Here is a 22,675-nt window from a genome sequence, read left to right on the forward strand (position 1 = left end):
ACGGTTGTTAGGTTCACCGTGTGCCGAAGCTGAATCAGATCATCGCAGTCGAAAAGGGCGTCAAGTCCAAGGCCCTCCAGGAGCTCACCCAGGCTCACCAGGACGTGCAGAAGCCCGCCCTGCTGGCCGGCATCTCCCGGACCTACCAGCCCAAGGACGAGGAGGGCGAGCAGCTCCCGCCCGAGTCCACCCGGGTCCAGATCAAGGCGGAGGACGCCCTGCGGGCGACCGCCTCGACGCTCACCCGGCTCTTCGACGTGACCGCGACGAAGGACTGGGCGAACCGGTCCGCGGTCGCGGACGTGGTGGTCGACGGCACGGTCCTGCTGGCGCAGGTGCCCGTCCCGTACCTGCTGTTCCTGGAGAAGCAGCTCACCGACCTGCACACCTTCGTGCGCAAGCTGCCGGTGCTCGACGCCTCCGAGTCCTGGAACCTGGACCCTTCGACGGACGCCTGGAAGACGGACGCCGTGCGGACCATCCGCACGAAGAAGGTCCCGCGCAACCACGTGAAGGCCGAGGCCACGGAGAAGCACCCGGCGCAGGTCGAGGTGTACTACGAGGACGTGGCCGTCGGCTACTGGACCACCGTGAAGTTCTCCGGCGCGCTGCCCGCCCGGCGGGTCAACGAGCTCCTCGACCGGGTCGAGAGGCTCCAGCAGTCCGTCAAGTTCGCCCGCGAGGAGGCGAACAACACCGAGGTCACCGACCAGCGGATCGGTGACGCGGTATTCGGCTACCTCTTCGGGTAGCCCCCACATTCGCCCCCCGTCGCGAGCGGGGGGTGCGCGATGAGCGCAAGCTGAAACTGATGTTGAAGCTGATCCAGGGGTGTCAGTTGGGGGTTCGAATCCCTCCCCCCGCACACGTGCGGGGGTGGCCCAAGTCCGGTAGAGGCGGCCCCGTCAAACTCAGATTCTCGCTCCAGTCTCAGTATTCGCCGCCGAACACCGGATCGACCGAGCGCGGGCGAACATCGACGGATAGGGGTTCAAGTCCCTTCGGCGCCTCTCTCGTGGCGCTGTAGTTCAACGGCAGAACACGTCGATCTCAAGATGACCCGCGGTTCTTAAACGCCGCCGGTGTGCGCAAATGGGTGGCAAGCTGGAGCCCGGGAGCTGGACATGCTCCCGGGTTCCGTCACGTTCGGCGCCCTGTGTGCGCGCCGCTACGCGGGCATCGGTACCGAGACGAACGACGTGCCCGACTCGTTCTCCACCAGGACCGCCCGGACGTCCGCCGGGTCCACCGCCGCCGAGCCGTCCAGCGCCGCGCCCTTGCCCTCGCCGTGCTCCGCGGAGCCCACCACCCAGCCGCCGGCCGTGGTGCGCGTACCGTCCCGGGAGACCACGACGATGCGGCAGCGCTCGCCCGCCGGGATCCCCGTCACCGCGGCGTGGACCCTTACCCACTTGGCCGCCGGCGTCACCCGTACGGTCATCCGCGCGCCCGTGCCCGCATCCGTCGCGGAGGCCACCTTGGTCCCCGCCGCGGGCGGCGAGGGCTCGGCCGAGACCGTCGGCAGCGGCCGGGCCTCGACCGTGACGTTCTCCCCGCCCAGCTGCGTACCGGCCCAGAAGACGGCCGTCAGTGAGGCCGCGACGGCCAGTCCCGTGAGGGCCGTCCGGCGCCGGCGCGCCCCGTCGACCTCCTGGCGCATCTGGCGCAGGGTGCGCTGGAGCAGCAGGTCCCCGCCCTGTGGCGGACCGTCGAGGAACGCCTCGGGGGGCACCTCGCCCAGCGCCGCCTCCATCTCGCGCAAAGCCGTCACCTCCTGACGGCACTGCACGCAGCCGTCCACGTGTTCCTCGACCCGGCGCACCTCCGCGTCGTCCAGGACGCCGAGTACGTACGGGCCGAGCAGTTCCTCCTCGTGCCGCTGCCCGTTCATGCCACCACCTCCTGCAGTCCGCCGGGCCGCGGAGACGGGCCGCCCGTGCGTGTGCTGTCCCCGAAGACTTCTCTGAGCGCCTTGAGCGCGTAGTGCGAGCGCGATTTCACCGTGCCGGCCGGGATGCCGAGGGTGTCCGCCGCCTCGGCGACGCTCTGCTGGCGGTAGTACAACTCCGTCAGCACGTCGCGGTGTTCCGGCGACAGCCGGTCCAGGGCGCCCAGTACGGTCATCGTGTCCACGACCGCGTCGGCGTGGTCCGCCTCCACCGGTGGATGGGCCGGGGACCCCGACACCTCCGGCGGCCGGGCCGCCTTGGCCCGGTACCGGTCGGTGATGATGTTGCGGGCCACCGTGAGCAGCCAGCCGCGTACGGAACCCTTCCCGTTCACCAGGACCTCGGAGTGGCGCCAGGCCCTGATCAGGGTCTCCTGTACGACGTCCTCGGCCGTGGCCCGGTCCCCGGTCAGCCGGGTCGCGTACGCGAGCAGGGCGTGGCCGTGCTCCTCGTACACGGACTTGATCAATGCCTCGTCGGTCGAGCCCCGCCGAGTGCGGGGCCACAGTGGTCCGGCCATCTCACCCTCTCCGTCTTCCTCGCTTACGTGGTGCGGTCACAACACGCCGCGCACGGGCACCGGGTTCACGTGACCTGCGTCACCCGGGGCCGGTGGGGCGCGGAGCGGTCAGGTACGGCAGGTGCGGCCCTGGTTGAGGCAGTCCACGATCTCGTCCATCCGCGGGCCGGTCATCACGTTCACGAACATCCCGTGGTCGGTCTTGGGGCTGTGCCGCTGCTCGGGGAAGGAGTCCAGGGCGATGGGCGCACCGGCGGGCACCTCGTAGGCGAGGGAGATCCGCAGGCGCGGTACGGGGAAGGTGTCCTGCGGGCAGACCCCGTTCGCGGCAGGGAAGCGCAGGTGGGCGCGGTGCCCGGGGCTGGCGGTGTCCAGGCCGTTCCAGCAGCTCGGGAAGGTGAGCGTACGGGTGAGGCGCTCACCCCGAGGGCAGCGCGGATAGCGGGTGGTGGAGCGGTCGGGGGCGCCGGAACAGCCCCAGCTCGCCCGTACGTCCTCGTCGGAGTCGGCGGTGAGGGCCACCGCGTCACCGGTCAGCGCGCGCAGGAACCGGGGCATCGCCACCACTTTGCCCACCGGACTGCCGAGGAACTCCACGGACACCGCCGCCTCCGGCAGGATCGCGCCCGCGTTTCCGTGGCCCGCGGTGCCCTCGTGCGGCCGCTCGCCCGGCCGGTCCGTGCGGCGCAGCACCGGCCAGTAGTAGGTGGAACGGTCTCCGCCCGCGCAGCTGGTGGCGGCCGCGTCCAGGGAGGCCTCGGTGGAGAAGGCGTCGGTGGACAGGTTGCCGACGTAGCCGTGCGTGTGGTGGGCGCCGGAGCGCAGGCCCGGGGAGACGACGAGGTTGTCCTCGTTGTAGTGGCCCTCCGCGTTGCGGCCGCAATCCACCGACACCCGGCCCGCGGCGGCCTGCTGACCGGCCGCGGGGGGCTCGGCGGGCCCGGGCGGAACCTCCCGGAAGTTCACGAAGTCGGCGGGCACGGGACCGGATCCGGCCGCCGGCGGGCGCGGACCGCCCGCGCGCGCGGCGCCCAAGACGGCGGCGGTCAGTCCGCCGCCCAGGACCAGGCAGATCAGCAGCGTGAGCAGTCGGCGTTCGTTCCCCATGCGGGTCACGGTTGCCGCCGACCCCCGCCCCCGTCAACCGGGCGTCCGCAGGGCGGTCGGCCGCCGCCGCCGGGCCGGAGCGCCGGGATCCGTTGAAGGTGTCGCACGCGCGGGCCCCGCGGCCCGGGGGCCGCAACCTTTGCCCCCGTTTGGCCGTTCCTACGGCGAAGCAGCCTTCTCGCGCGACCCGCATCGCAAGGAGGGAACACCGCCGTGCCCGCTGCCAACCACCTCCTGCACCGCCTGATCAGGGAAACCGGCTGGACTTACGAAGCCCTGGCCCGGCGGCTCAACACGAGCGCGCGGGCGACCGGGCTCACCACCGGGTACGACCGGACCTCGGTCGCCCACTGGCTGCGCGGCAGCACCCCGCGCGATCCCGTCCCCGGTCTCCTCTGCGAGATCCTCGCCGCCCGGCTGGACCGGCCCGTGGGCCCGGCCGACATCGGCATGCACCAGGCGGGTCTGCACCACACCGCCACGAGCCGCACCGCCACGAGCCGCACCGCCACGAGCCGCCCCGGCGCGAACGGCACCGGCACCAAAGGCGCCGGTGCCAACGGAGCCGGTACCGACGGCGCCGACCGCACCGCCCCGGAGCGTGCGGACACCGATCCGGCCGGCCGCGATGCGGCTCCCGGACCGCACGCCCTGGCGGCGGAGCTCCTCGCCACCGTGCCCGGTCTGTACCCGCACCGCAGGCCCCGCGGGGGCGGCGAGGTGCACCGGGTCCCCGGACAGCGCGAGCGCGCCGGAGCCCCGTCGGGGGCCGACGCCGGACAGGTCCCCGCCATCCCCGCCCTGTCCCACACCGAACTGCGCCGGGCCGCCGAGAGCTTCTTCACCGGCCAGGTCGACGCCCTCGGCGGGGACGCCACCGCGCCCGTGCTCCTCGCGTACCTCCGGAGCACCTTCCGTACGGCCCTGACCGCCCCCGGGGACGAAGGCCGCCTGTCCGCCCTGGAGATCGGCCACGCGGCGCGCACGGTGCTCCTCCTGGCCCGCAGCTACGCCGACCAGTGCTCCTTCACCGAGGCGCGGCGGACCCTGAGCCGGGCCGTCTCCCTCGCCGAGCTCGCGGAGGAGCCCTCCACCCAGGCCATCGCCCTGCGCATGCTCAGCCAGGACGCCCTCGACCAGAACCAGCCGGCCGTCGCGCTCTCCTACGTGCGCCAGGCACTGGAGATCGCCCCGCGCGCCCCCGACGCCGTACGGGTCTTCGTCGCCGCCCAGGCGGCCCAAGTGCACGCGGCCCGGGGGGACCGGGCGCAGGCCCTGGCCTGGCTCGACGCCGCCGACCGGGCGCAGGGAGCGGCCGTGGGCGAGCCCGACCCCTTCCACACCTACCGCCCGGCCGCCCTGGAGTTCAAGCGCGCGGTGGTCCTCGGCCTGCTCGGGGACCATCCCGCGGCCCACGCCGCCCTGGACGCCTCGCTGGCCTCGCGCCCCGTCCAGCAGGAACGCGCGATCATGCTCACCCACGTGGAACGGGCCCGGCTGTACCGGCTCGGCGGCCGGGAGCGGGAGGCCGCGGCCGAACTGCGCTACGCCGAAGCCCTCAACCGGGGCGTCCATTCCCCGCGCGCCGCCCGCGAGATCCAGCTCCTGGGCGCGGGCGCACACCCCAGCTGAGACCGGGGCCCGCACGGGACGAAACCTTCCGGCGGGGCCCCGGCCCGGCCCGGCGGGAGCCGCGTTCAGGCCGGCCGGAACCCGTTCAGGCCGGCAGGCCCCCGGCGGGGCCGCCGCTCAGGCCGGCAGCGCCGCGTCGAGCTCGATCACATCGGCGGGTCCCGCGCGGAACGCGGGACTCGCCGCGTCCGCCGCGATCATGTGCGGGGTGACGTCGTGCGCGGCGAGAGCCGCTCGCGAGGACTACTCCTCGAGGAGCGCGAACCGGTCCGGATCGCCGCTCACCGGGTGCATGTCGTAGCGGAGGCAACCCTCCTCGGCGCGGACGACCGGCGCGAGGCGCTCGTAGGCCTCCCGCTGCTCCCGGCCGCGGCCCGGGAGGGTGGTGATGAGGATCAGGAGTCGAACTGTCGAAGGCATGGGCCGAAGACTAGATCGACCGGACCGGGCGGCGGAAAGGCATTTCCCGCGGCCGGGCCGCGGCCGGGCCACCGCCGGGCAACCGGCAGGCCCCCGCATGGCCACCGCCCGGCCCCGCATGGCCGGTGCGGTTCTTGCCCGGTCCGGGCCGACCGCGCAGAGTTGTCCCGTATGACATCCGAACAGCTCCTGCGTGCCCTCGCCCGTACCCGCGCCTCCCTCGACGGATCCGAGGTCACCTTCTGGTGGACCGGCGACGTCCACGCCTGGGCTCCCGGCGAGCCCTACCGGCGGCTCTTCGGATTCGAAGGCCTCAACGTGGCCCGGCTGGTGGAGGACGAGACGCCGGGGACCTACCAGCTGCTCACCCGCGAGGCCGCGTTCTACCTGGATCCGCTGACCCGCGAGATCCTGGAGACCTGGGAGGACAAGCCGGTGGTCCACGTCTGGAACGACCCCGCGAACCAGAAGTGGCGTCCCTTCCCGGTCCCCCTGACCGAACTGGGCGACCAGGTCTGCTTCAGCCTGGAGATCCCGCTCGCCTACCCCTCCCCGCTGCCCGTGGCGCAGTACCCGGCGAACTCGGGCGACGACACCTACCGGGCCTTGGAACTCTTCCAGTTCTTCGCTCCCGCCTCGGTCCTCGCCACCGACGAGCCCAGCATGCCGTCCACCATGTCCTGGACCCGGATGTCGCCCTGGCTGCCCTGGATGGAACAGGGCCCGCGTCCCGGCGGTCTCGCCTTCCACTGCCGCGGCCGCAAACTCGCCTCCTACGCGGAGGTCCCGGAGCGGACCCGCGCGTACATCGCGGCCCGCCACCCGGAGTTCGCCCACGCCCCCGAGAAGTGGACGGAGCCGAACGAGACCAGCTGGACGTACTTCCGGCGGCTCAACCCGCCGGCGGACCGCCCGGACGCCTGAGGCACCCGGCCCCGGGGGGCGCGTCTCGGCCCCCGGCCGCTCGGCCCCCGACCGCTCAGCCGCCGGCCGCTCAGCCCCCGACCGCTCAGCCGCCGGCCGCGAACCGGTCGAGGGAGCCGAGCACGTGGTCGAGGGTGGCCGATCCGCCCAGGTGTCCCGCCTCCTCCACCACGGTCAACTCCGCGCCGGGCCAGGCACGGGCCAGCTCCCAGGCCGTGTCGAGGGGGCTGCCCATGTCGAGCCTGCCGTGGATCAAGACGCCCGGGATCCCGGCCAGCCGGTGGGCCCCGCGCAGCAGTTCGCCCTCCTCCAGCCACGCACCGTGCGAGAAGTAGTGCGAGCAGATGCGGACGAGGGCTATCCGGGCCGCGGGCGGCCGGCCGGTGTACGGCGAGGAGGCGCCTTTCGTCTCGCCGGACAGCACGGCGTCCTCCCAGGCGCACCAGTCCGCCGTGGCCTTCGCCCGCACCTCCTCGTCGGGATCGGCCGCCAGACGCGCGTACGCCCCGACGAGGTCTCCGTCGCGCGCGACGCCGCCCGATCCGGCGACGAAGCGCTCCCACTCCTCGGGGAAGTACCGCCCGACGCCGCGGTAGAGCCAGTCGATCTCCGCGCGCCGGGTGGTGGTGACGGCCGCGATGACGATCTCGCAGACTCGCTCCGGGTGCCGCTCGGCGTAGGCCAGGATCAGGGTGGAGCCCCACGAGCCGCCGTACAGCAGCCAGCGGTCGATGCCGAGGTGCTCGCGGAGCCGCTCCATGTCGGCGACCAGGTGGCCGGTGGTGTTGTGCCGCATGTCGGTCGCCGGATCGCTCGCGTGGGGGGTGCTGCGGCCGCAGCCCCGCTGGTCGAACAGGACCACCCGGTAGCGGGCCGGATCGAAGAGCCGGCGGGCGTTCTCGGTGCACCCCGACCCCGGACCGCCGTGGACCACGAGCGCGGGCTTCCCGTCCGGATTGCCGCAGACCTCCCAGTAGACGGCGTTGCCGTCGCCGACATCGAGCATCCCCTTGTCGTAGGGCTCGGCCGGCGGATAGAGCTCTGCCACGGTTCTGACCTCCTCATTTCCCCGCTCCGGACAGCCGTTCGCCGGCGGCCCGCCGGGAGCTCCGGCCACCCTACGACGGCCCCCGCAGGGTGCGGACAAGGGTTTTCCCCGTATCGCGTTCACCGCCGCTTTGCCTACTGTCTGCCCACCGGCGATCCTCCCCGCTCCGAACAGCCCCCGCGCCCACCCCACATGGCGTGAAGCTGGAGGTCGGTCCTTCGCCGGTGCCACCGTTGCCCGGCCCCGACGCCGCGGCGGGCGACGACGTGGTGTGCAGCTGCGGTGGCCGGGCGGGTTTGACCAGCCCGTCCCGGCCCCGCCGCCGCCGGTCAACCTCCCACACTGCACCAACCGGCCGTCCCGGCGCGTTCTGTGGCGGCCCGCGAAAGGGAACACCGTGCACGCATCCAGACGAAGCAGGCTCATATCCGTGGTGGCGATGTCCGTCACCCTGCTCGCCGGCACCGCCACCACCTCCCTGGCGCTGTCCGCCGCGGATCCCGCCCCCGCCGCGCGGACCCTCCCCGCCGCCGGCGCCCCCACCGCCGCGGCCCCCGCCGAGAACCTCATCGTCGGGTACAAGAGCACGGCCGCCGAGGCCGGATCGAACACCGCCGCCGCCGCCGACGTGGCGGCCAAGGGCAAGAAGGCCTCGAAGAAGGCGAAGTTCGAGCGCCGCCTCGGCACCGGAGCCGCCCTCGTCACCCTCGGTACCCCGGCCGACGCGGCCGCTGTCATGGCCCAGTTCCGCGCCGACCCCGACGTCGCCTACGTCGAGCCCGACTCCCGCGCCTACGCCCTCGCCGTCACCCCCAATGACACCGAGTACGCCAAGCAGTGGGACCTCTTCGAGCCCACCGCCGGCATGAACGTTCCGGCGGCCTGGGACAAGACCACCGGTTCCGGCGTCACGGTCGCCGTGATCGACACCGGCTACGTGGCCCACTCCGACCTGGCCCCGAACGTCGTGGCCGGCTACGACTTCATCGCCAGCTCCACCGCCGCCCGCGACGGAAACGGCCGTGACAACAACCCGGCCGACCAGGGCGACTGGAGCGCCGCCGGCGAATGCGGCACCGGCTCCACGGCCAGCAACTCCTCCTGGCACGGCACCCACGTGGCGGGCACCATCGCGGCCGCCACCGGCAACACCAAGGGCGTCGCGGGCATCGCGTACGGTGCGAAGATCCAGCCCGTCCGCGTGCTCGGCAAGTGCGGCGGTGCCACCTCGGACATCGTCGACGCCATCACCTGGGCCTCCGGGGGCTCCGTATCGGGCATCCCGGCGAACGCCACCCCCGCCAAGGTCATCAACATGTCGCTCGGCGGCTCGGGCGCCTGCACCGCCACCTACCAGAACGCGATCAACGCCGCCGTCGGCCGTGGCTCCACCGTCGTGGTGGCCGCGGGCAACAGCAACGCGAACGCGTCCGGGTTCTCGCCCGCCAGCTGCAACAACGTGATCAACGTGGCCTCCACCAACCGCACCGGAGACCGCTCCTTCTACTCCAACTACGGCACGATCATCGACGTGTCCGCCCCGGGCGGTGAGACCCGCCGCGCCACCGACACGCCCGGCACCGTCACCACCCCGGAGAACGGCATCCTCTCCACCCTGAACGACGGCACCACCACCCCCGGCGCCGAGATCTACAAGCCGTACCAGGGCACCAGCATGGCCGCCCCGCACATCGCGGGTCTCGCCGCGCTCCTCGTCTCCGCCAAGCCCTCGCTCACCCCGGCGCAGGTCGAGTCGGCCATCAAGACGAACGCCCGTCCGCTCGCCGGCACCTGCACCGGCGGCTGCGGCACCGGTCTCGCCGACGCGGCCGCGACCGTGACGGCCGTGACCTCCACGCCCACCACCCCGTCCTTCGAGAACACCGCGGACGTCACCATCGCCGACAACGCCACGGTGGAGAGCCCCATCACCGTCAGCGGGGTCACCGGTAACGCCCCGGCCGCCCTGAAGGTCGGCGTGAACATCGTGCACACCTACATCGGTGACCTCAAGGTCGATCTGATCGCCCCCGACGGCACCGTGTACACGCTCCACAACCGCACCGGCGGCAGCGCCGACAACATCAACCAGACCTACACCGTCAACGCCTCCTCCGAGGTCGCGAACGGCGCCTGGAAGCTGCGCGTCAACGACAACGCCGCCAACGACACCGGCAAGATCGACTCCTGGAGCCTCGGCTTCTGAGCCCGGTCCCGGCCGCACCCGAACCACCCCTGACGGTGCGATAGTACGGACCAAACGAGCCCGCCGGACCTGCCGATACCCCACGTATCGGCAGGTCCGGCGGGTTTTCCTGTCACGTGACTGGAATCTGCGTCACAATCCGGGCCCGCCGGGCATCCGACCTCGTATTGTCGCGTCTCACAGGAAGGCCACAGGAGCGGGCGAGCGAGAGGCTGGTGGCTGTGCGTGGCGGTGGCGACGGGGCACGCTGACACGACGGGCGGACACCCGCCCGTCGGACACGGCGAACTGATCAAGGCGGTCGACCGCGCGCTGACCACGCACGGGCGCGTCCTGCTCACCGGACCCGCGGGCTCCGGCAAGACCGAGGTGCTGCGCGCCCTCACCGAAGCCGCCGCCCTGCGCCACGAGACCGTGCTCGGCCTCGCCCCCGGAGCGACCGACCGGTGGATACCCGAAGCCTCCGCCGCCGCCCTCCTGGCCTCCGTGCCCGCCACCGCGCTGGACAGCCTCTCCGGACCGCAGCGCACCGCCATCGCCCTCCTGCGCCGCGAGGCCGACGCGCCACGGGCCGGGCGGGACCACGTCGCCCTGCGCCTCGCCGTCGTCGAGGTGCTGCGCACCCTCGCCGCCCGCGGACCCGTCCTGCTCGCCCTCGACAACGCCCAGTGGCTCGACGCGGAGAGCACCGACCTGCTCCGCTTCGCCCTGCGCCTGACCCCGCCCCGGGTCCGGGTCCTCGCCGCCGAGTGCGTCCAGGGCGGAGCCCCGCTCTGCGAGCCCCTCTGCGGACCGGACACCCCGCAGATACGGGTCCCCCCGCTCGGCACCGACGAGGTCGCCGAACTGCTGGTGCGCCGCGGGCTCCCGGCCCGCCTCGCCGGCCGGATCCACCAGGCCAGCGGAGGCAACCCGCGCCTCGCCCTGGCGCTGGGCCACTCCCTCGCCGAAGCCGCCGGCTCCCGCGAGGGCGGCGCCCACCACGCCGATCCGCTGCCCGTCTCCGGCCAGGCCCGCGAGGTGGCCCGCCGGCTGCTCGGCGTCGTCCCCGCCCAGGCCCGGCGCACCCTGCTGTTCGCCGCCCTCGCCGCCCGTCCCACCACCGCGCTGCTGCGGCGGGCGGGCCGGCCCGACGCGGAGGCCGAGCTCGCCGTGGCCGAACGGGCCGCGCTGCTCACCGTGGAGGAGGACGGCACCATCCGGTTCACCGCCGGTGCCCTGCCGACGGCGCTGGCCGCCGACGCGGGCTGGCCCGAACGCGCCGCCGCACACGCCGCGCTGGCCGCCGCCGTCGACGACCCGGTCCAGGCCGTACGCCACCGCGCGCTGGCCGTGGACGCCCCCGACGAGGCGCTCGCCGCCGAGATCACCGTGGCCGCAGCCTCCTGCAGACGACGGGGCCAGCGGGCCCAGGCCGCCGAACTCGGGCTGCTCGCCGCCGACCGGACCCCGGGCCACCTGCCCGCCGAGGAGCTCGCGCGGCTCGTCGGCGCCGCCGAGGACGCGGGCTGGGCCGGCCGCGCCGACCTGGCCCGCCGCGCCACCCGCGCCGTGCTCGCCCGCGACGCCTCGCCCGCGGACCGGGTGCGGGCGCGCCTCGCCGTCATCGACGCGGAGGGGCAGGCCCTGGGCTCCCTCGACGAGACCTTCGCGCACGCCGCGGCCGACGCCGAGGGCGACCCCGCGCTGCAGGCCGCCATCCGGCTGAGGGTCGCCTGGAAGCACAACCTCAGTGATGGCGACCCCGTCCTGTCCCGGGACGCCGCCGCGCAGGCCGGCGTACTGGCCCGCAGCGGGGGCGACCAGGTCGCCGAGGCGATGGCGCTGACCGTACGGGCCCGGATGGGCCGCATCCTCGGGGATCCGGACGCCGAGGAGATCCTCGCCGAGGCCCTCGCCCTGCCCGCCCCCGACGTGCCGCTCGGCATGCGCAACGCGCCGCAGTACCTCGCCGTCCGCCACGCCCTCTTCGACGACCGGCTCGCCGACGCCGGACGCCAGCTCCTCGTCCTGCTGCCCGCCGTGCGCCGCACCGGATCCGCCGAGGACGTCTTCGAAGTGCTGCGCAGCCTCACCGAAGTGGAACTGCGCCGGGGCAGGTGCGCGGCCGCCACGGCGCACGCCCGCGACGCCCTGCGGCTGACCGTGGAGGCGGGGCTCTCGCCCGGCCCCGCCTGGTACGTCGCCGCGATGGCCGAGGCCATGGGCGGCGGCTTCCCGCGCGCCGCCGGATACGCCCGGCGCGGGATCCAGGCCTCGGAGGAGGAGCACGACCAGATCTTCCTCTCCCGCGGCCTGTACGTGCTCGGCCTGGTCGAGCTGGCCACGGGCGAGGCCGCGAAGGCCGTCGCCACCCTGCGCCGGGTGGCCGAACTGGAGGCGGCCCAGCAGGTGGTCGACCCCTCGATCCTGCGCTGGCACGGAGAGCTGGCCGAAGCCCTGGTCGCCGCGGACGCGCCCGACGAGGCCGCCGAACTGCAGGCCCGGGTCCGTACGACTGCCCTCGGGCTCGGCCGCACCAGCGTGATCGCCGCCCTGGACCGGGCCCGGGGGCTGTGCCTGTCCGCGCACGGCGAGGCCGAGGCGGCCGTCGCCCTCCTGGAGGACACCGCCGAGCGCTTCGCGGGTCTCGAACTGCCCCTGGAGCGGGCCCGTACGCTGCTCGCCCTGGCCCGAGTGGAGCGCCGCCGCCGCCGGCGCGCGCCTGCCCGCGCCGCCCTGGCGGCGGCCGCCGAGGCCTTCGCCCGGGCCGGCGCGACCCCGTGGGCGGAGCTCGCGCGGGAGCCTTCCCCGTCCGGGAACGAGGGCGGTGGCGGCGGGGCCCGGCCGCTGGCCGCCCTCACGGAGGCGGAGACCCGCCTCGCGGTGCTGGTGGCCCAGGGAGCCAGCAACCAGGAGGCGGCCGCGAAGCTCTTCGTCAGCGTGAAGACCGTGGAGGCCCGGCTGACCCGGATCTACCAGAAGCTCGACGTCCGCTCCCGGGCCCAGCTGGCCACCACGCTGCGACCGCGCTGACCAGGGCCTGTCGTCGAACTCCCGCCTGCCGCGCGACGACAGGCCCTAGCAGCTCAGGTTGTTCCCCGGGGTCACGCCGAGGATCTGGGCGAAGCCCTGGTAGGAGTTGATCCGGCTCTGGACCTGCGCCGGGTTGCCGCCGTTGCACTCCAGGGCGCCGTTGATGGAGCGGATGGTCTCGCCGAAGCCCGCGCCGTTCACCATGGCGGCGTGGGCGGTCATCGTGCCCGGGCCGTTCTGCGTGTTCCAGTACCAGAGGGCCGTCTTCATCGCGACGGCCGGGTCCTGCTCCACCAGGTACGGGTTGGCCAGGAGGTTGATGCCCAGGGCGTCGCCGGCCGCCTTGTAGTTGTAGTTCCAGCTCAGCTGGATGGGCCCGCGGCCGTAGTACGCGGCCTGCCCGGCGGGACAGCCGTAGGGCTGGTTCGCGTCGCAGTAGTGCGGGTAGTTGGCGGTGTTCTGCTCGACGATGTGCACCAGCCCGCCGGTCTCGTGCGAGACGTTGGCCAGGAACGCCGCCGCTTCGCGCCGCCTGACGGTGTCGTCACCGGTGGTGGCGAAGGCCGGGTAGGCCGACAGGGCCGAGACCAGCCCGTTGTAGGTGTAGAAGGGGTTCCGGTTCGGGAACATCTGCTTGAACTGGGCTTCGCTGACCACGAATCCGGACGGGTTGGGGGTGGTCGGGTCCGGGTTCGGGGTCCCGCCCCCTCCGCAGACGCCCTGGTCCGACCAGACGCCCCACTGGCCGGTGGTGCCGGGGGTCTCGCCCTGGGTCCACCACTTGGCCAGCCAGTTGTGGCCGCCGTACGAGGCGGTCGCGCCGCCGGTGTAGACGGCGGAGGTCGCCCACGCGCCGGCGCAGGCGGGAGCCGCGGCGGCGGGGGAGGAGGGGAGGGCGATCGCGAGGCCGAGGGTGACGGCAGCGGTGGCGGCCAGCGAGAGTGCGCGGCGGCGCAGGGTGCGGATCACGGAAGTTCTCCTTCGGTGGGGGGAGTTGCCGTGTCGCCGTGGGGGGCGACGGGCAACGGACGACTGCGCCCACTGAAGCGAGGATGGTCTGGACCTGTCAAGGTCTAGACCAAAACGAAGCGCCGGTGCGCCACCCCGAAGGGCGGTGCACCGGCGCTGTGTCGCGGGGGGTGTGGGTCAGCTGCCGGCGGAGAGGTTGCCGGAGAGGACCGGGATGTTGTCCAGGATGTGCGAAGCCGTCTCGTCACCCTTGGCCTGGGTGGAGTTCTCGGCACACTGCTGGTTCTGCGGGTTGGACGCGATCGGGATGTCCTGGACGCCGACGTTGATCAGCGCCAGGATCGACTGGGCGTTGACCTTCGCGGGCAGGCCGATGCAGAGCTTGTTCAGGGAGCCCTGGACGGCGGACAGCTGCGGGCTCATGGCGCCCTTGGTCTCCTGGTTGCCGAAGACCTGCGAGGAGCCGTTGCCGTTGACCGTGTTGACGCCGTTGTCGTTGCCGATCGCCATCGCCGGGGAGGCTACGGCGGCACCGGCACCCAGAACGGCGGCGGTGGCGGCTGCGGTGGCCATGAACTTCTTGAGCATGTGGGGGATCCTTCTTCTGTCGCACTGTCGCATGAGATAGCTGCCCTCGGCGGGACGAGCTGCTCAACTGCCGTGGACACCGGGGGTTATCACCCATCACCCGAGTGGCCCAACCTTGCACTCCGCAGGTGCGGTCCGGCGTCGGCTGATTGACCCAACGCCGACAGGTGTGGCGGGCGGGCGGATCCCCTGCCCCGGGTGCGGCCGTGCGCGTGCGCCCCGGGTTCGCGCCCCGTGCGCCGGTGGGGGTGCCGCCCCGACCGGATCCGGACCGTGTGCGGGTCCCGGACCCCGTCGGGGACGGCGGGGCGGCGGCGCGGCAACGCGACGCCGCGGCGGTCAGCCGGTCTTGCGGCGGACCTTCTTGTTCTTGCCCCCGGGGTTTCCGCCGGCGCCCTGGATCTTCGCCCGGCTCTGGTGTGCCTGCTGCGACTGGGCATTGGCGGCGTTCCGCTCCAGGGCCTCCTTGAACTTGCGCTTGGCCTCCTCGGCCGGCGATTCGTTCTGCGGGGTGTCTGATTCTTCTGACATGCGTCCTCCTGGAATGTTCTAAAGCCGTTGCAGTCTGTCAGGTGGTGTTTCCCCTGGCCAACGCGTTCGCGCGAGGCGGCTTCGGACCGGCCTCAGGCGTCCTTCTCCAAGGTCGGGCGCAGCCGCTCCAGCAGGGCGTGGAGCGTCGTGCGCTCGGTGTCGTCCAGGACGTCGAGGGCGCCGTGCGTGGCCTGCATCTCCTCGCGCACCCGGCGGATCACCTCGCGGCCCGCGTCCGTGGCCACGACGTTCTTCACGCGCCGGTCCGCGGGGTCGGGCTCGCGGCGCACCAGCTCGCGGGCCTCCAGCCGGTCCACGATGCCGGTCACGTTCGAGGCGTCGCAGACCAGCAGGGTGGCGAGGCCGCGCATCGGCAGCGGGCCGTTCAGCTGGGCGAGGACCTTCGCCTGGGTGGAGGTGAGGCCGTGGTGGGCGGCGGCCGCCGCGAAATCGCGCCACTGGGCGGTGCCGATCGCGGCGAGCAGCTCCAGCAGCTCCAGCTTGGCCGGGACGGGGTGGGGGGTGGTGACGCTCATGACCGGAGCGTACTCAAGGTGCTTTACATGGGCAACCTTTTACTTGACCACCTTAACTATTGAGGTCTACCGTCTGCTGGAGTCGAAGTACTTGATGACGTCAAACATCTGCGATCTGAAGCACTGAGAAGGTCCTCCCTGCCATGAGCCCCACCCCCTCCGCCACCACCCAGGCCGGCGGCCACCGGAACGAGACGGTCATCGTCTTCGCCCTGAGCCTGGCCGCCATGGTCGTGTCGATGATGCAGACGCTGCCGGTCCCGATCCTGGGACTGATCCGCAGCGATCTCGGCACCACCACCGCCAACGTCAGCTGGGTGACCACCGCCACCCTGCTGTCCGCCGCCGTCTTCACCCCGCTGCTCGGCCGCTTCGGCGACCAGCACGGCAAGAAGCCGACGCTGGTGGCCGTACTCGGCGTCATGGTCGTGGGCTCCGTCATCGCGGCGCTGGCGTCCTCGCTGCCGCTGCTCCTCCTCGGCCGCGTCCTGCAGGGCGCCGCCACCGCGATCTTCCCGCTCGCCCTCTCCGTCCTGCGCGAAGAGGTCCGCCCGCAGAAGCTCCCCGGCGCGATGGCCCTGGTCAGCGGCACCCTCGCGTTCGGCAGCGGCCTCGCGCTCGTCGCCACCGGCCTGCTGACCTCCGGCGCCGACGCCGACTACCGCAACGCCTTCTGGATGGCCACCGGCTTCGCCGTGATCGCTCTGCTCGCCGTCGTGTTCCTGGTCCCGGCGACCAAGCACAAGACCGGCGGACGCACGGACTTCCTCGGCGCGCTCACCCTGGGCATCGCCCTGCTGCTCCTCCTGCTGCCGATCTCGCAGGGCCACGAGTGGGGCTGGGCCTCCGGCCGTACGCTGGGCAGCTTCGCCGGCGCCGTCGTCATGACCGCCGTCTGGGTGTTCACCGAGCTCAAGGTCCGCGAGCCCCTCGTCGACATGAAGATGTTCGTCCACCGTCCGGTCCTGATGGCCAACCTGGCCGGCATCCTCGTCGGCTTCGGCATGTTCGCGAACTTCCTGGGCGTCTCCTACCTCGTCCAGATGCCCGAGGCCCTGACCGGCTACGGCTTCGACGCGTCCATCCTGCGCGCCTCCGTGCAGTTCCTGCTGCCCGGCGCGATCGTCTCGCTCCTCGCCTCGCCGATCGGCGGACAGCTGGTCCGCCACCGCGGGCCGCGCGCCGCACTGGCCGTGGCCGCGGCCCTCGGCGCCGCCGGCTTCGGCTGGCTGGCCCTGGACCACGGCCACACCGCCTCCGTGATCGGCGCCGGCCTCGTCGTCGGCGCGGCGGTCAGCTTCGGCTACGCGGCCATGCCCGCCGTGATCATGGCGAGCGTGCCGCACCACCAGAGCGGCATCGCCAACGGCATCAACTCGATCTCCCGCTCCACGGGCAGCGCGATCGGCAGCGCCATCGTGACCACCATCCTGGCCTCGAAGACGATCGAACACCTCCCGGCGGGAGTGCCCCCGCTGCCGGCCGAATCCGGTTTCACCCTCACCTTCGCCATCGGCGCCGTGGCCTTCGGCCTGGTCGCGGTGATCAGCGGGATCGGCCTGCGCGGGGCACACGGCCCGCGCACGGCCGCCACGGACGCCGCCGCGCCGGTGGCCGCGGGAAGCCGGGTGGCGCAGGCCGCCCCCGAGTCCGCCGCGAAGGCGGCCGCGCCGTCGGCCGAGAAGGCCGAAGCCTGATCACTGCGCGCCGCACCGCACCGCACCGCGGGTGAGGCTCCACCACCGAGCCGCCCCCTGGCCCCGCCGCACGCGCGGCAGGACCCGGGGGCGGCTTTGCCCGTTCAAGAGGCCGCTCGCCGTCACCGGAGCCGCCGGCGCGCTGAGCCGCTCCGCGACCTTCACCGTCCCCGGCCCCGGCGGGGCCGGCCTGGCCAACGGCGGCCCTCGCCCACCCCCGGGCAGTCCGGCGAATGCACCTGGACCGCCACCCTCGCCCCGCACGCCACGTACATGCTGAGCGGCTGGGTCGAGGGCAGTTACGCCTACCTCGGCGTTCGCGCCCACGCGAGCGGTGCAGCGCCTGGGCCGGCTCCACCGGCCGGACCGAGCTCACGGTCCCGTTCACCACCGGCCCCTCCGGCACGGCCACCGTCCACCTGCACGGCTGGTACGGCCAGGGCCCGGTCTACGGCGGCGGCCTCGCGGTGGGCTGACCCCTGCGCCCCTCCGCCCCGCCGCCGGATGGATAGGCTCGACCGGGCCCGGAAAGGATCTCCCTGGGCCGGAAGGGTGTCATGACCAGCGCAGAAACGATCCGGATCCTGCGGGCGGCCGACCGTCCGGCCACCCGGTGGAAGAACGGCGGGGGAGTGACCCGCGAGATCGCCGCCGGGCCCGAGGGCTCCGGGATGGACGATTTCGGCTGGCGGGTGAGCCTCGCCGAGGTCACCGCCGACGGTGCGTTCTCGGTGTTCCCCGGAGTGGACCGCACGCTCACCCTCGCGGAGGGCGCCGGCATGGACCTCGCGATCGGCGGCGTACGACGCCTCGTGGACCGGCGGTACGAGCCCCAGCGGTTCCCCGGGGACGAGCCGACCGACTGCCGTCTGCTGGGCGGTCCGGTGGTGAACTTCAACGTGATGTACCGCCGGGGCGTGGTGAGCGCCGACACCGCCGTCGTACGGGGCGAGCTCGCGCTCGCCGTCGGGCCCGGCGAGAGCCTCCTGGTCGTCGTCCTGGACGGGGCGGCCGAGGTCGACGGCACCGCCGAACTGGCCCCGTACGACGCCGTCTTGGTGACCGGCACGCAGGAGGTCGTGCTACGGAGCTCCGGGAGTGCGGCAGTGGTCCGCCTGGCCCCGGCTCCGCCGTCGCGGGACCGGGCTCAGCCGGTGTAGGAGGCCGTCCGCTCCACCAGGGGCTTCGGCGCCCCGGCTCCGAAGCGCGGCTCGAGGTTGTCCGCGGACTCGGCCGCGGCGGCCTCGGAGCGGGGGAACAGTGCCTCCTCGTAGGCGGCCGGGGCGCCCTCCGGGTCCCCGGGACGGGCCGCCATGGCCGCGGCGAGCTCGGCGCCGTCGAGCACGGCCAGGTCGGCGCCCTCCCCGGCTAAGGGGGACATCAGGTGCGCCGCGTCACCGAGCAGGGTCACCCCGGGGGTGCGATCCCAGCGGTGTCCCACCGGCAGCGCGTGGATCGGCCGGCCCACGAGCGGGACATCGCGGGCGGCGACGAGCGCGCGAAGCCGGGTCCCATCCGGCGAACCGCTCCAGGACGGTTTCCATCGCCGGCGCGCGGCCGGCGGCCCGTTCCTCGGCCGTCCGCAGGGCGGCGTGCACGTGCAAAGTGCCTCCCGGCTACCGGTGGGCGAGCAGCCCCGGGCCCTCGTCGAGCGCGAACATCAGCCCGCCGCCGACCAGGCCGAGCTCGCGGGGTGGCGGACATTCGCGTCGGACAGGTGCGCCTCGGCGAAGGGCAGGCCGCAGTACCGGGGGAGCGCGGCCGAGACCAGGAGAAGGGGTCGACCCGTTCAAGGCCGCCGAGGTCGCCGACACGGCGCTGACGACCCTGTTCGCACCCTTTCCCGGAGGGAAGGAGGCGCTGATCCGGGAGGACGGCGCCGAGCGGGAGGAACCCCTGGCCCTGGCGGGGCTGCCGGATCCGTCGGACCCCCCTCCGACCCCCCTCCGACCCGACCTCCGAACTCCCCGCTGTGCGCAAAGCGTTGACAAAGTCGTCATCTGCTAGAAACCTGTGGCGCCATGGCCGCATAACTGCGATCAGATCACTCAAAAAATTAATAACGCTACGCAAGTTTGCGGCAGGCGCGGCTGCGTCGGGCCGGGGTCCCCTCATGGAACAGAGGACAGCATGAGATGGAAGCAAAGCGGCCGGCTGATGGTGGCCGGCTCGGTGGTCGCGGGACTGGTGTCGGTCGGACTCCTGCCCGTCACCTTCGCGGCCGCCGCCGGCGGACCCAACCTCGCGCTGGGCAAGTCGGTCAGCGCGAGCGGATCGCTCGGCGGATACGGGGCGCCGGGAGTCACCGACGGCAACCAGGGCTCGTACTGGGAAGGGCCCTCGGGCACCTTCCCGACGTGGGTGCAGGTGGACCTCGGCAGCAGCGTCGCCGTCGACCAGGTGGTGCTGAAGCTGCCGGCCGGCTGGGAGACGCGCACCGAGACCCTGACCGTGCAGGGGAGCACGGACGGGAACGCCTTCACCACCCTGTCCGCCTCGGCGGGGCGGGTGTTCAACCCCGCCCAGTCCAACACGGTGACCGTCGGGTTCACCGCGGCGACGGTCCGCTACGTGCGGGTCAGCGTCACCGCCAACACGGGCTGGCAGGCCGCGCAGATATCCGAGCTGGAGGTGTACTCCGCCGACGGCAGCGGTGACCCCGGCGATCCGGGAGACCCGGGTACGCCCCCCGTCGGCGTGAACCTCGCCAAGGGCAAGCCCATCGAGGCCTCCTCGACCACCCAGTCGTACGTCGCGGCCAACGCCAACGACGACAGCGTCGCCAGCTACTGGGAGGCCGGCGGCCAGCAGTCCACGCTGACCGTGAAGCTCGGCTCCAACGCCGACGTCACCGGCGTGGTGCTCAAGCTCAATCCCGACCCCGCCTGGGGCAACCGCACCCAGAGTTTCGAGGTCCTCGGCCGGGAGCAGTCGGCGAGCGGGTTCACCACCCTGAAGGCCCGCGCCGACTACGCGTTCAGCCCGGCCGGCAACCAGAACACCGTGACCGTGCCCGTCACCGGCCGGCTCGCCGACGTCCAGCTGAAGTTCTCCGGCAACACCGGGGCCGGAGGCGGCCAGGCCGCCGAGTTCCAGGTCATCGGGGCCGCCGCCCCGAATCCGGACCTGACGGTCACGGACCTCGCCTGGTCCCCGGCCGCCCCCTCCGAGAGCGACGCCGTCACGGTCAACGCGACCGTCCGCAACGCCGGTACGGTCGCTGCCCCGGCCACCACCGTCAACGTCAGCCTCGAAGGAGCGGTCGCGGGCAGCGCCCCGGTCGGCGCCCTCGCCGCCGGAGCCTCGGCCACCGTCCCGGTCGCCGTCGGCAAGCGCCCGATGGGCAGCTACACCGTCTCCGCCGTCGTCGACCCGGCCGGGACCGTCCCCGAGCAGAACGACGCCAACAACAGCCGCACGGCCACCGCGAAGCTCGTCGTCGGCCAGGCACCGGGCCCCGACCTGGAAGCCCTCTCCATCTCCACCAACCCGGCCAACCCGGCCGTGGGCGCCCCGGTCTCCTTCACCGTGGCCGTCCGCAACCGCGGCACCGACGCGGTGAGCGCGGGCAGCATCACCCGGCTGGTCGCGGGCTCCACCACGCTGAACGGGCCCACCCCGGCGATCGCCGCCGGCGCAACCGTCAACGTGCCGATCAACGGCACCTGGACGGCGGTCAGCGGCGGAGCCACCCTCACCGCCACCGCCGACGGGACCGGCCTCGTCGCCGAGACCAACGAGAACAACAACAGCACCTCCCGCGCCGTGGTCGTCGGCCGCGGGGCGGCGCTCCCGTACACCGAGTACGAGGCGGAGGCCGGCAGTTACACCGGCACCCTGCTGCAGAGCGACGCCAAGCGCACCTTCGGGCACACCAACTTCGCCACCGAGTCCTCGGGCCGCGAGTCCGTACGCCTCTCTTCGGCCGGCCAGTACGTGCAGTTCACCTCCACCAACCAGGCCAACTCCATCGTCGTGCGCAACTCGATCCCGGACGCCGCGAACGGCGGCGGCGCGGACGCCACGATCAGCCTGTACGTCAACGGCAGCTTCGCCCAGAAGCTGAACCTCTCCTCCCGGCACAGCTGGCTCTACGGCAGCACCGACAGCCCCGAGGGCCTGACCAACACCCCCGGCGGCGACGCCCGCAGGCTCTTCGACGAGTCCCACGCCCTGCTCGCGCAGAGCTACCCGCCCGGCACCACCTTCCGCCTCCAGCGCGACGCGGGCGACACGGCCTCGTACTACGTCATCGACCTGATCGACCTGGAGCAGGTGGCCCCGGCGGCGCCCAAGCCCGCCGAGTGCACCTCGATCACCGACTACGGCGCGATCCCGAACGACGGCATCGACGACACGCTCGCCATCCAGAAGGCCGTGACGGCGGACCAGAACGGGCAGATCGCCTGCGTCTGGATTCCGCAGGGCCAGTGGCGCCAGGAGCAGAAGATCCTCACCGACGACCCGCTGAACCGGGGCCAGTTCAACCAGGTGGGCATCAGCAACGTCTCCATCCGCGGCGCGGGCATGTGGCACTCCCAGCTCTACACCCTGACCGAGCCGCAGAACGCGGGCGGCATCAACCACCCGCACGAGGGCAACTTCGGCTTCGAGATCGACGACAACACGCAGATCTCCGACATCGCCATCTTCGGATCGGGCCGGATCCGAGGCGGCGACGGCAACGCCGAGGGCGGCGTGGGCCTGAACGGGCGCTTCGGCAAGAACACGAAGATCACCAACGTGTGGATCGAGCACGCCAACGTCGGTGTCTGGGTCGGCCGCGACTACGACAACATCCCGGCCCTGTGGGGTCCCGGCGACGGCATCGAGTTCAACGGCATGCGGATCCGCGACACCTACGCCGACGGCATCAACTTCGCCAACGGCACCCGCAACTCCACCGTCTTCAACTCCTCCTTCCGCACGACCGGTGACGACGCCCTCGCGGTGTGGTCCAGCAAGTACGTGAAGGACCAGTCCGTCGACATCGGCCACGACAACCACTTCCGCAACAACACCATCCAGCTGCCGTGGCGCGCCAACGGCATCGCCATCTACGGCGGTTACGGCAACACCATCGAGAACAACCTCATCTACGACACCATGAACTACCCCGCCATCATGCTGGCGACCGACCACGACCCGCTGCCCTTCTCCGGGCAGACCCTGATCGCGAACAACGGGCTCTTCCGCACCGGCGGCGCGTTCTGGAACGAGGACCAGGAGTTCGGCGCGATCACCCTGTTCCCGTCGAACCTGCCCATCCCGGGTGTCGTCATCCGCGACACCGACATCCACGACTCCACCTACGACGGGATCCAGTTCAAGACCGGTGGCGGGGTGATGGCCGACGTCAAGATCACGAATGTCACCATCAGCAAGTCCAACAACGGGTCCGGAATCCTGGCCATGGGCGGAGCGCGCGGCAACGCCACCCTGTCCAACGTCACCATCACCGGATCCGCCCAGGGCAACATCCTGATCGAACCCGGATCGCAGTTCCTGATCAACGGCGGCTGACCGCAGGCTG

At 72.8% G+C, this 22,675-nt stretch carries 17 protein-coding genes and 2 pseudogenes; 9 read left to right on the top strand and 10 right to left on the bottom strand.

The features are described 5' to 3' along the window. The first annotated feature begins 20 nt into the window (after nt 1-20). A complete protein-coding gene (locus ACIQV3_RS02585; RefSeq protein ID WP_403708958.1) occupies nt 21-752 on the top strand; it encodes a hypothetical protein in 732 nt (243 codons plus the stop codon). Between the two features lie 25 nt (nt 753-777). Beyond that, a pseudogene (locus tag ACIQV3_RS02590) lies at nt 778-865 on the top strand. A gap of 303 nt (nt 866-1,168) precedes the next feature. On the opposite strand, the gene ACIQV3_RS02595 reads toward ACIQV3_RS02590, so the two are convergent. From ACIQV3_RS02595 to ACIQV3_RS02605, 3 genes are all read right to left on the bottom strand, one after another. Continuing rightward, nucleotides 1,169-1,891, bottom strand: coding sequence for a zf-HC2 domain-containing protein (locus ACIQV3_RS02595; RefSeq protein ID WP_403708960.1), 723 nt, complete (start codon nt 1,889-1,891; stop codon nt 1,169-1,171). Next, nucleotides 1,888-2,469, bottom strand: coding sequence for a sigma-70 family RNA polymerase sigma factor (locus tag ACIQV3_RS02600; protein WP_403708962.1), 582 nt, complete (start codon nt 2,467-2,469; stop codon nt 1,888-1,890). The genes ACIQV3_RS02595 and ACIQV3_RS02600 overlap by 4 nt, the downstream gene beginning before the upstream one ends. Nucleotides 2,470-2,577: 108 nt before the next feature. Then, complete coding sequence (locus ACIQV3_RS02605; RefSeq protein WP_403708964.1) at nt 2,578-3,576, bottom strand: DUF1996 domain-containing protein; 999 nt, start codon at nt 3,574-3,576, stop codon at nt 2,578-2,580. A gap of 213 nt (nt 3,577-3,789) precedes the next feature. Between ACIQV3_RS02605 and ACIQV3_RS02610 the strand changes: the two genes are divergently transcribed. After that, nucleotides 3,790-5,208 (top strand): tetratricopeptide repeat protein, encoded by a 1,419-nt coding sequence (locus tag ACIQV3_RS02610; RefSeq protein WP_403708965.1) that lies wholly within the window; start codon nt 3,790-3,792, stop codon nt 5,206-5,208. 243 nt (nt 5,209-5,451) lie between these two features. Here ACIQV3_RS02610 and ACIQV3_RS02615 read toward each other — a convergent pair whose 3' ends face one another. After that, nucleotides 5,452-5,628 (bottom strand): putative quinol monooxygenase, encoded by a 177-nt coding sequence (locus ACIQV3_RS02615; RefSeq protein WP_403708967.1) that lies wholly within the window; start codon nt 5,626-5,628, stop codon nt 5,452-5,454. 171 nt (nt 5,629-5,799) lie between these two features. Here ACIQV3_RS02615 and ACIQV3_RS02620 point away from each other — a divergent pair, with 171 nt between their 5' ends. After that, nucleotides 5,800-6,552: a DUF1838 family protein gene (locus tag ACIQV3_RS02620; RefSeq protein WP_403708969.1), complete on the top strand. Its 753-nt coding sequence runs from the start codon at nt 5,800-5,802 to the stop codon at nt 6,550-6,552. Nucleotides 6,553-6,637: 85 nt separating this feature from the next. On the opposite strand, the gene pip is transcribed toward ACIQV3_RS02620, so the two are convergent. Continuing rightward, complete coding sequence (gene pip / locus ACIQV3_RS02625) at nt 6,638-7,600, bottom strand: prolyl aminopeptidase (RefSeq protein WP_403708971.1); 963 nt, start codon at nt 7,598-7,600, stop codon at nt 6,638-6,640. 439 nt (nt 7,601-8,039) lie between these two features. Between pip and ACIQV3_RS02630 the strand changes: the two genes are divergently transcribed. Both ACIQV3_RS02630 and ACIQV3_RS02635 read left to right on the top strand, forming a co-directional pair. Beyond that, nucleotides 8,040-9,806, top strand: coding sequence for a S8 family peptidase (locus ACIQV3_RS02630; RefSeq protein WP_403709162.1), 1,767 nt, complete (start codon nt 8,040-8,042; stop codon nt 9,804-9,806). A gap of 225 nt (nt 9,807-10,031) precedes the next feature. After that, on the top strand, nt 10,032-12,821 hold the full coding sequence (locus tag ACIQV3_RS02635) for an AAA family ATPase (RefSeq protein WP_403708973.1): 2,790 nt from the start codon (nt 10,032-10,034) through the stop codon (nt 12,819-12,821). Nucleotides 12,822-12,866: 45 nt separating this feature from the next. Here the strand turns inward: ACIQV3_RS02635 and ACIQV3_RS02640 are convergent, their stop codons facing one another. The 4 genes from ACIQV3_RS02640 to ACIQV3_RS02655 all read right to left on the bottom strand — a co-directional run bounded on the left by ACIQV3_RS02640 (nt 12,867) and on the right by ACIQV3_RS02655 (nt 15,445). After that, nucleotides 12,867-13,778 carry a glycoside hydrolase family 19 protein gene (locus ACIQV3_RS02640; protein ID WP_403709164.1) on the bottom strand — a complete coding sequence of 304 codons (912 nt, stop codon included), beginning with the start codon at nt 13,776-13,778 and terminating at the stop codon, nt 12,867-12,869. Between the two features lie 189 nt (nt 13,779-13,967). Then, a complete protein-coding gene (locus tag ACIQV3_RS02645) occupies nt 13,968-14,378 on the bottom strand; it encodes a rodlin (RefSeq protein ID WP_403708975.1) in 411 nt (136 codons plus the stop codon). 339 nt (nt 14,379-14,717) lie between these two features. Next, nucleotides 14,718-14,909, bottom strand: a complete 192-nt coding sequence (locus ACIQV3_RS02650; RefSeq protein ID WP_243333056.1) for a DUF5302 domain-containing protein — start codon at nt 14,907-14,909, stop codon at nt 14,718-14,720. 92 nt (nt 14,910-15,001) lie between these two features. After that, on the bottom strand, nt 15,002-15,445 hold the full coding sequence (locus tag ACIQV3_RS02655) for a MarR family winged helix-turn-helix transcriptional regulator (protein WP_403708977.1): 444 nt from the start codon (nt 15,443-15,445) through the stop codon (nt 15,002-15,004). A gap of 143 nt (nt 15,446-15,588) precedes the next feature. Between ACIQV3_RS02655 and ACIQV3_RS02660 the strand changes: the two genes are divergently transcribed. Together ACIQV3_RS02660 and ACIQV3_RS02665 are read left to right on the top strand one after the other, a co-directional pair. After that, complete coding sequence (locus ACIQV3_RS02660) at nt 15,589-17,142, top strand: MFS transporter (RefSeq protein ID WP_403708979.1); 1,554 nt, start codon at nt 15,589-15,591, stop codon at nt 17,140-17,142. A 557-nt stretch (nt 17,143-17,699) separates the two neighbouring features. Beyond that, complete coding sequence (locus ACIQV3_RS02665; protein ID WP_403708981.1) at nt 17,700-18,302, top strand: HutD family protein; 603 nt, start codon at nt 17,700-17,702, stop codon at nt 18,300-18,302. Here the strand turns inward: ACIQV3_RS02665 and ACIQV3_RS02670 are convergent. Then, nucleotides 18,290-18,925, bottom strand: a pseudogene (locus ACIQV3_RS02670) (FAD-dependent oxidoreductase); the annotation flags it as partial. The gene ACIQV3_RS02665 and the pseudogene ACIQV3_RS02670 overlap by 13 nt on opposite strands. Before the next feature lie 347 nt (nt 18,926-19,272). Between ACIQV3_RS02670 and ACIQV3_RS02675 the strand changes: the two are divergent. Beyond that, nucleotides 19,273-22,665, top strand: a complete 3,393-nt coding sequence (locus ACIQV3_RS02675) for a CARDB domain-containing protein (RefSeq protein WP_403708983.1) — start codon at nt 19,273-19,275, stop codon at nt 22,663-22,665. Nucleotides 22,666-22,675 lie beyond the last annotated feature (10 nt).

It is taken from the genome of Streptomyces sp. NPDC099050 (assembly GCF_044759865.1).
Taxonomy (GTDB): Bacteria; Actinomycetota; Actinomycetes; order Streptomycetales; family Streptomycetaceae; genus Streptomyces.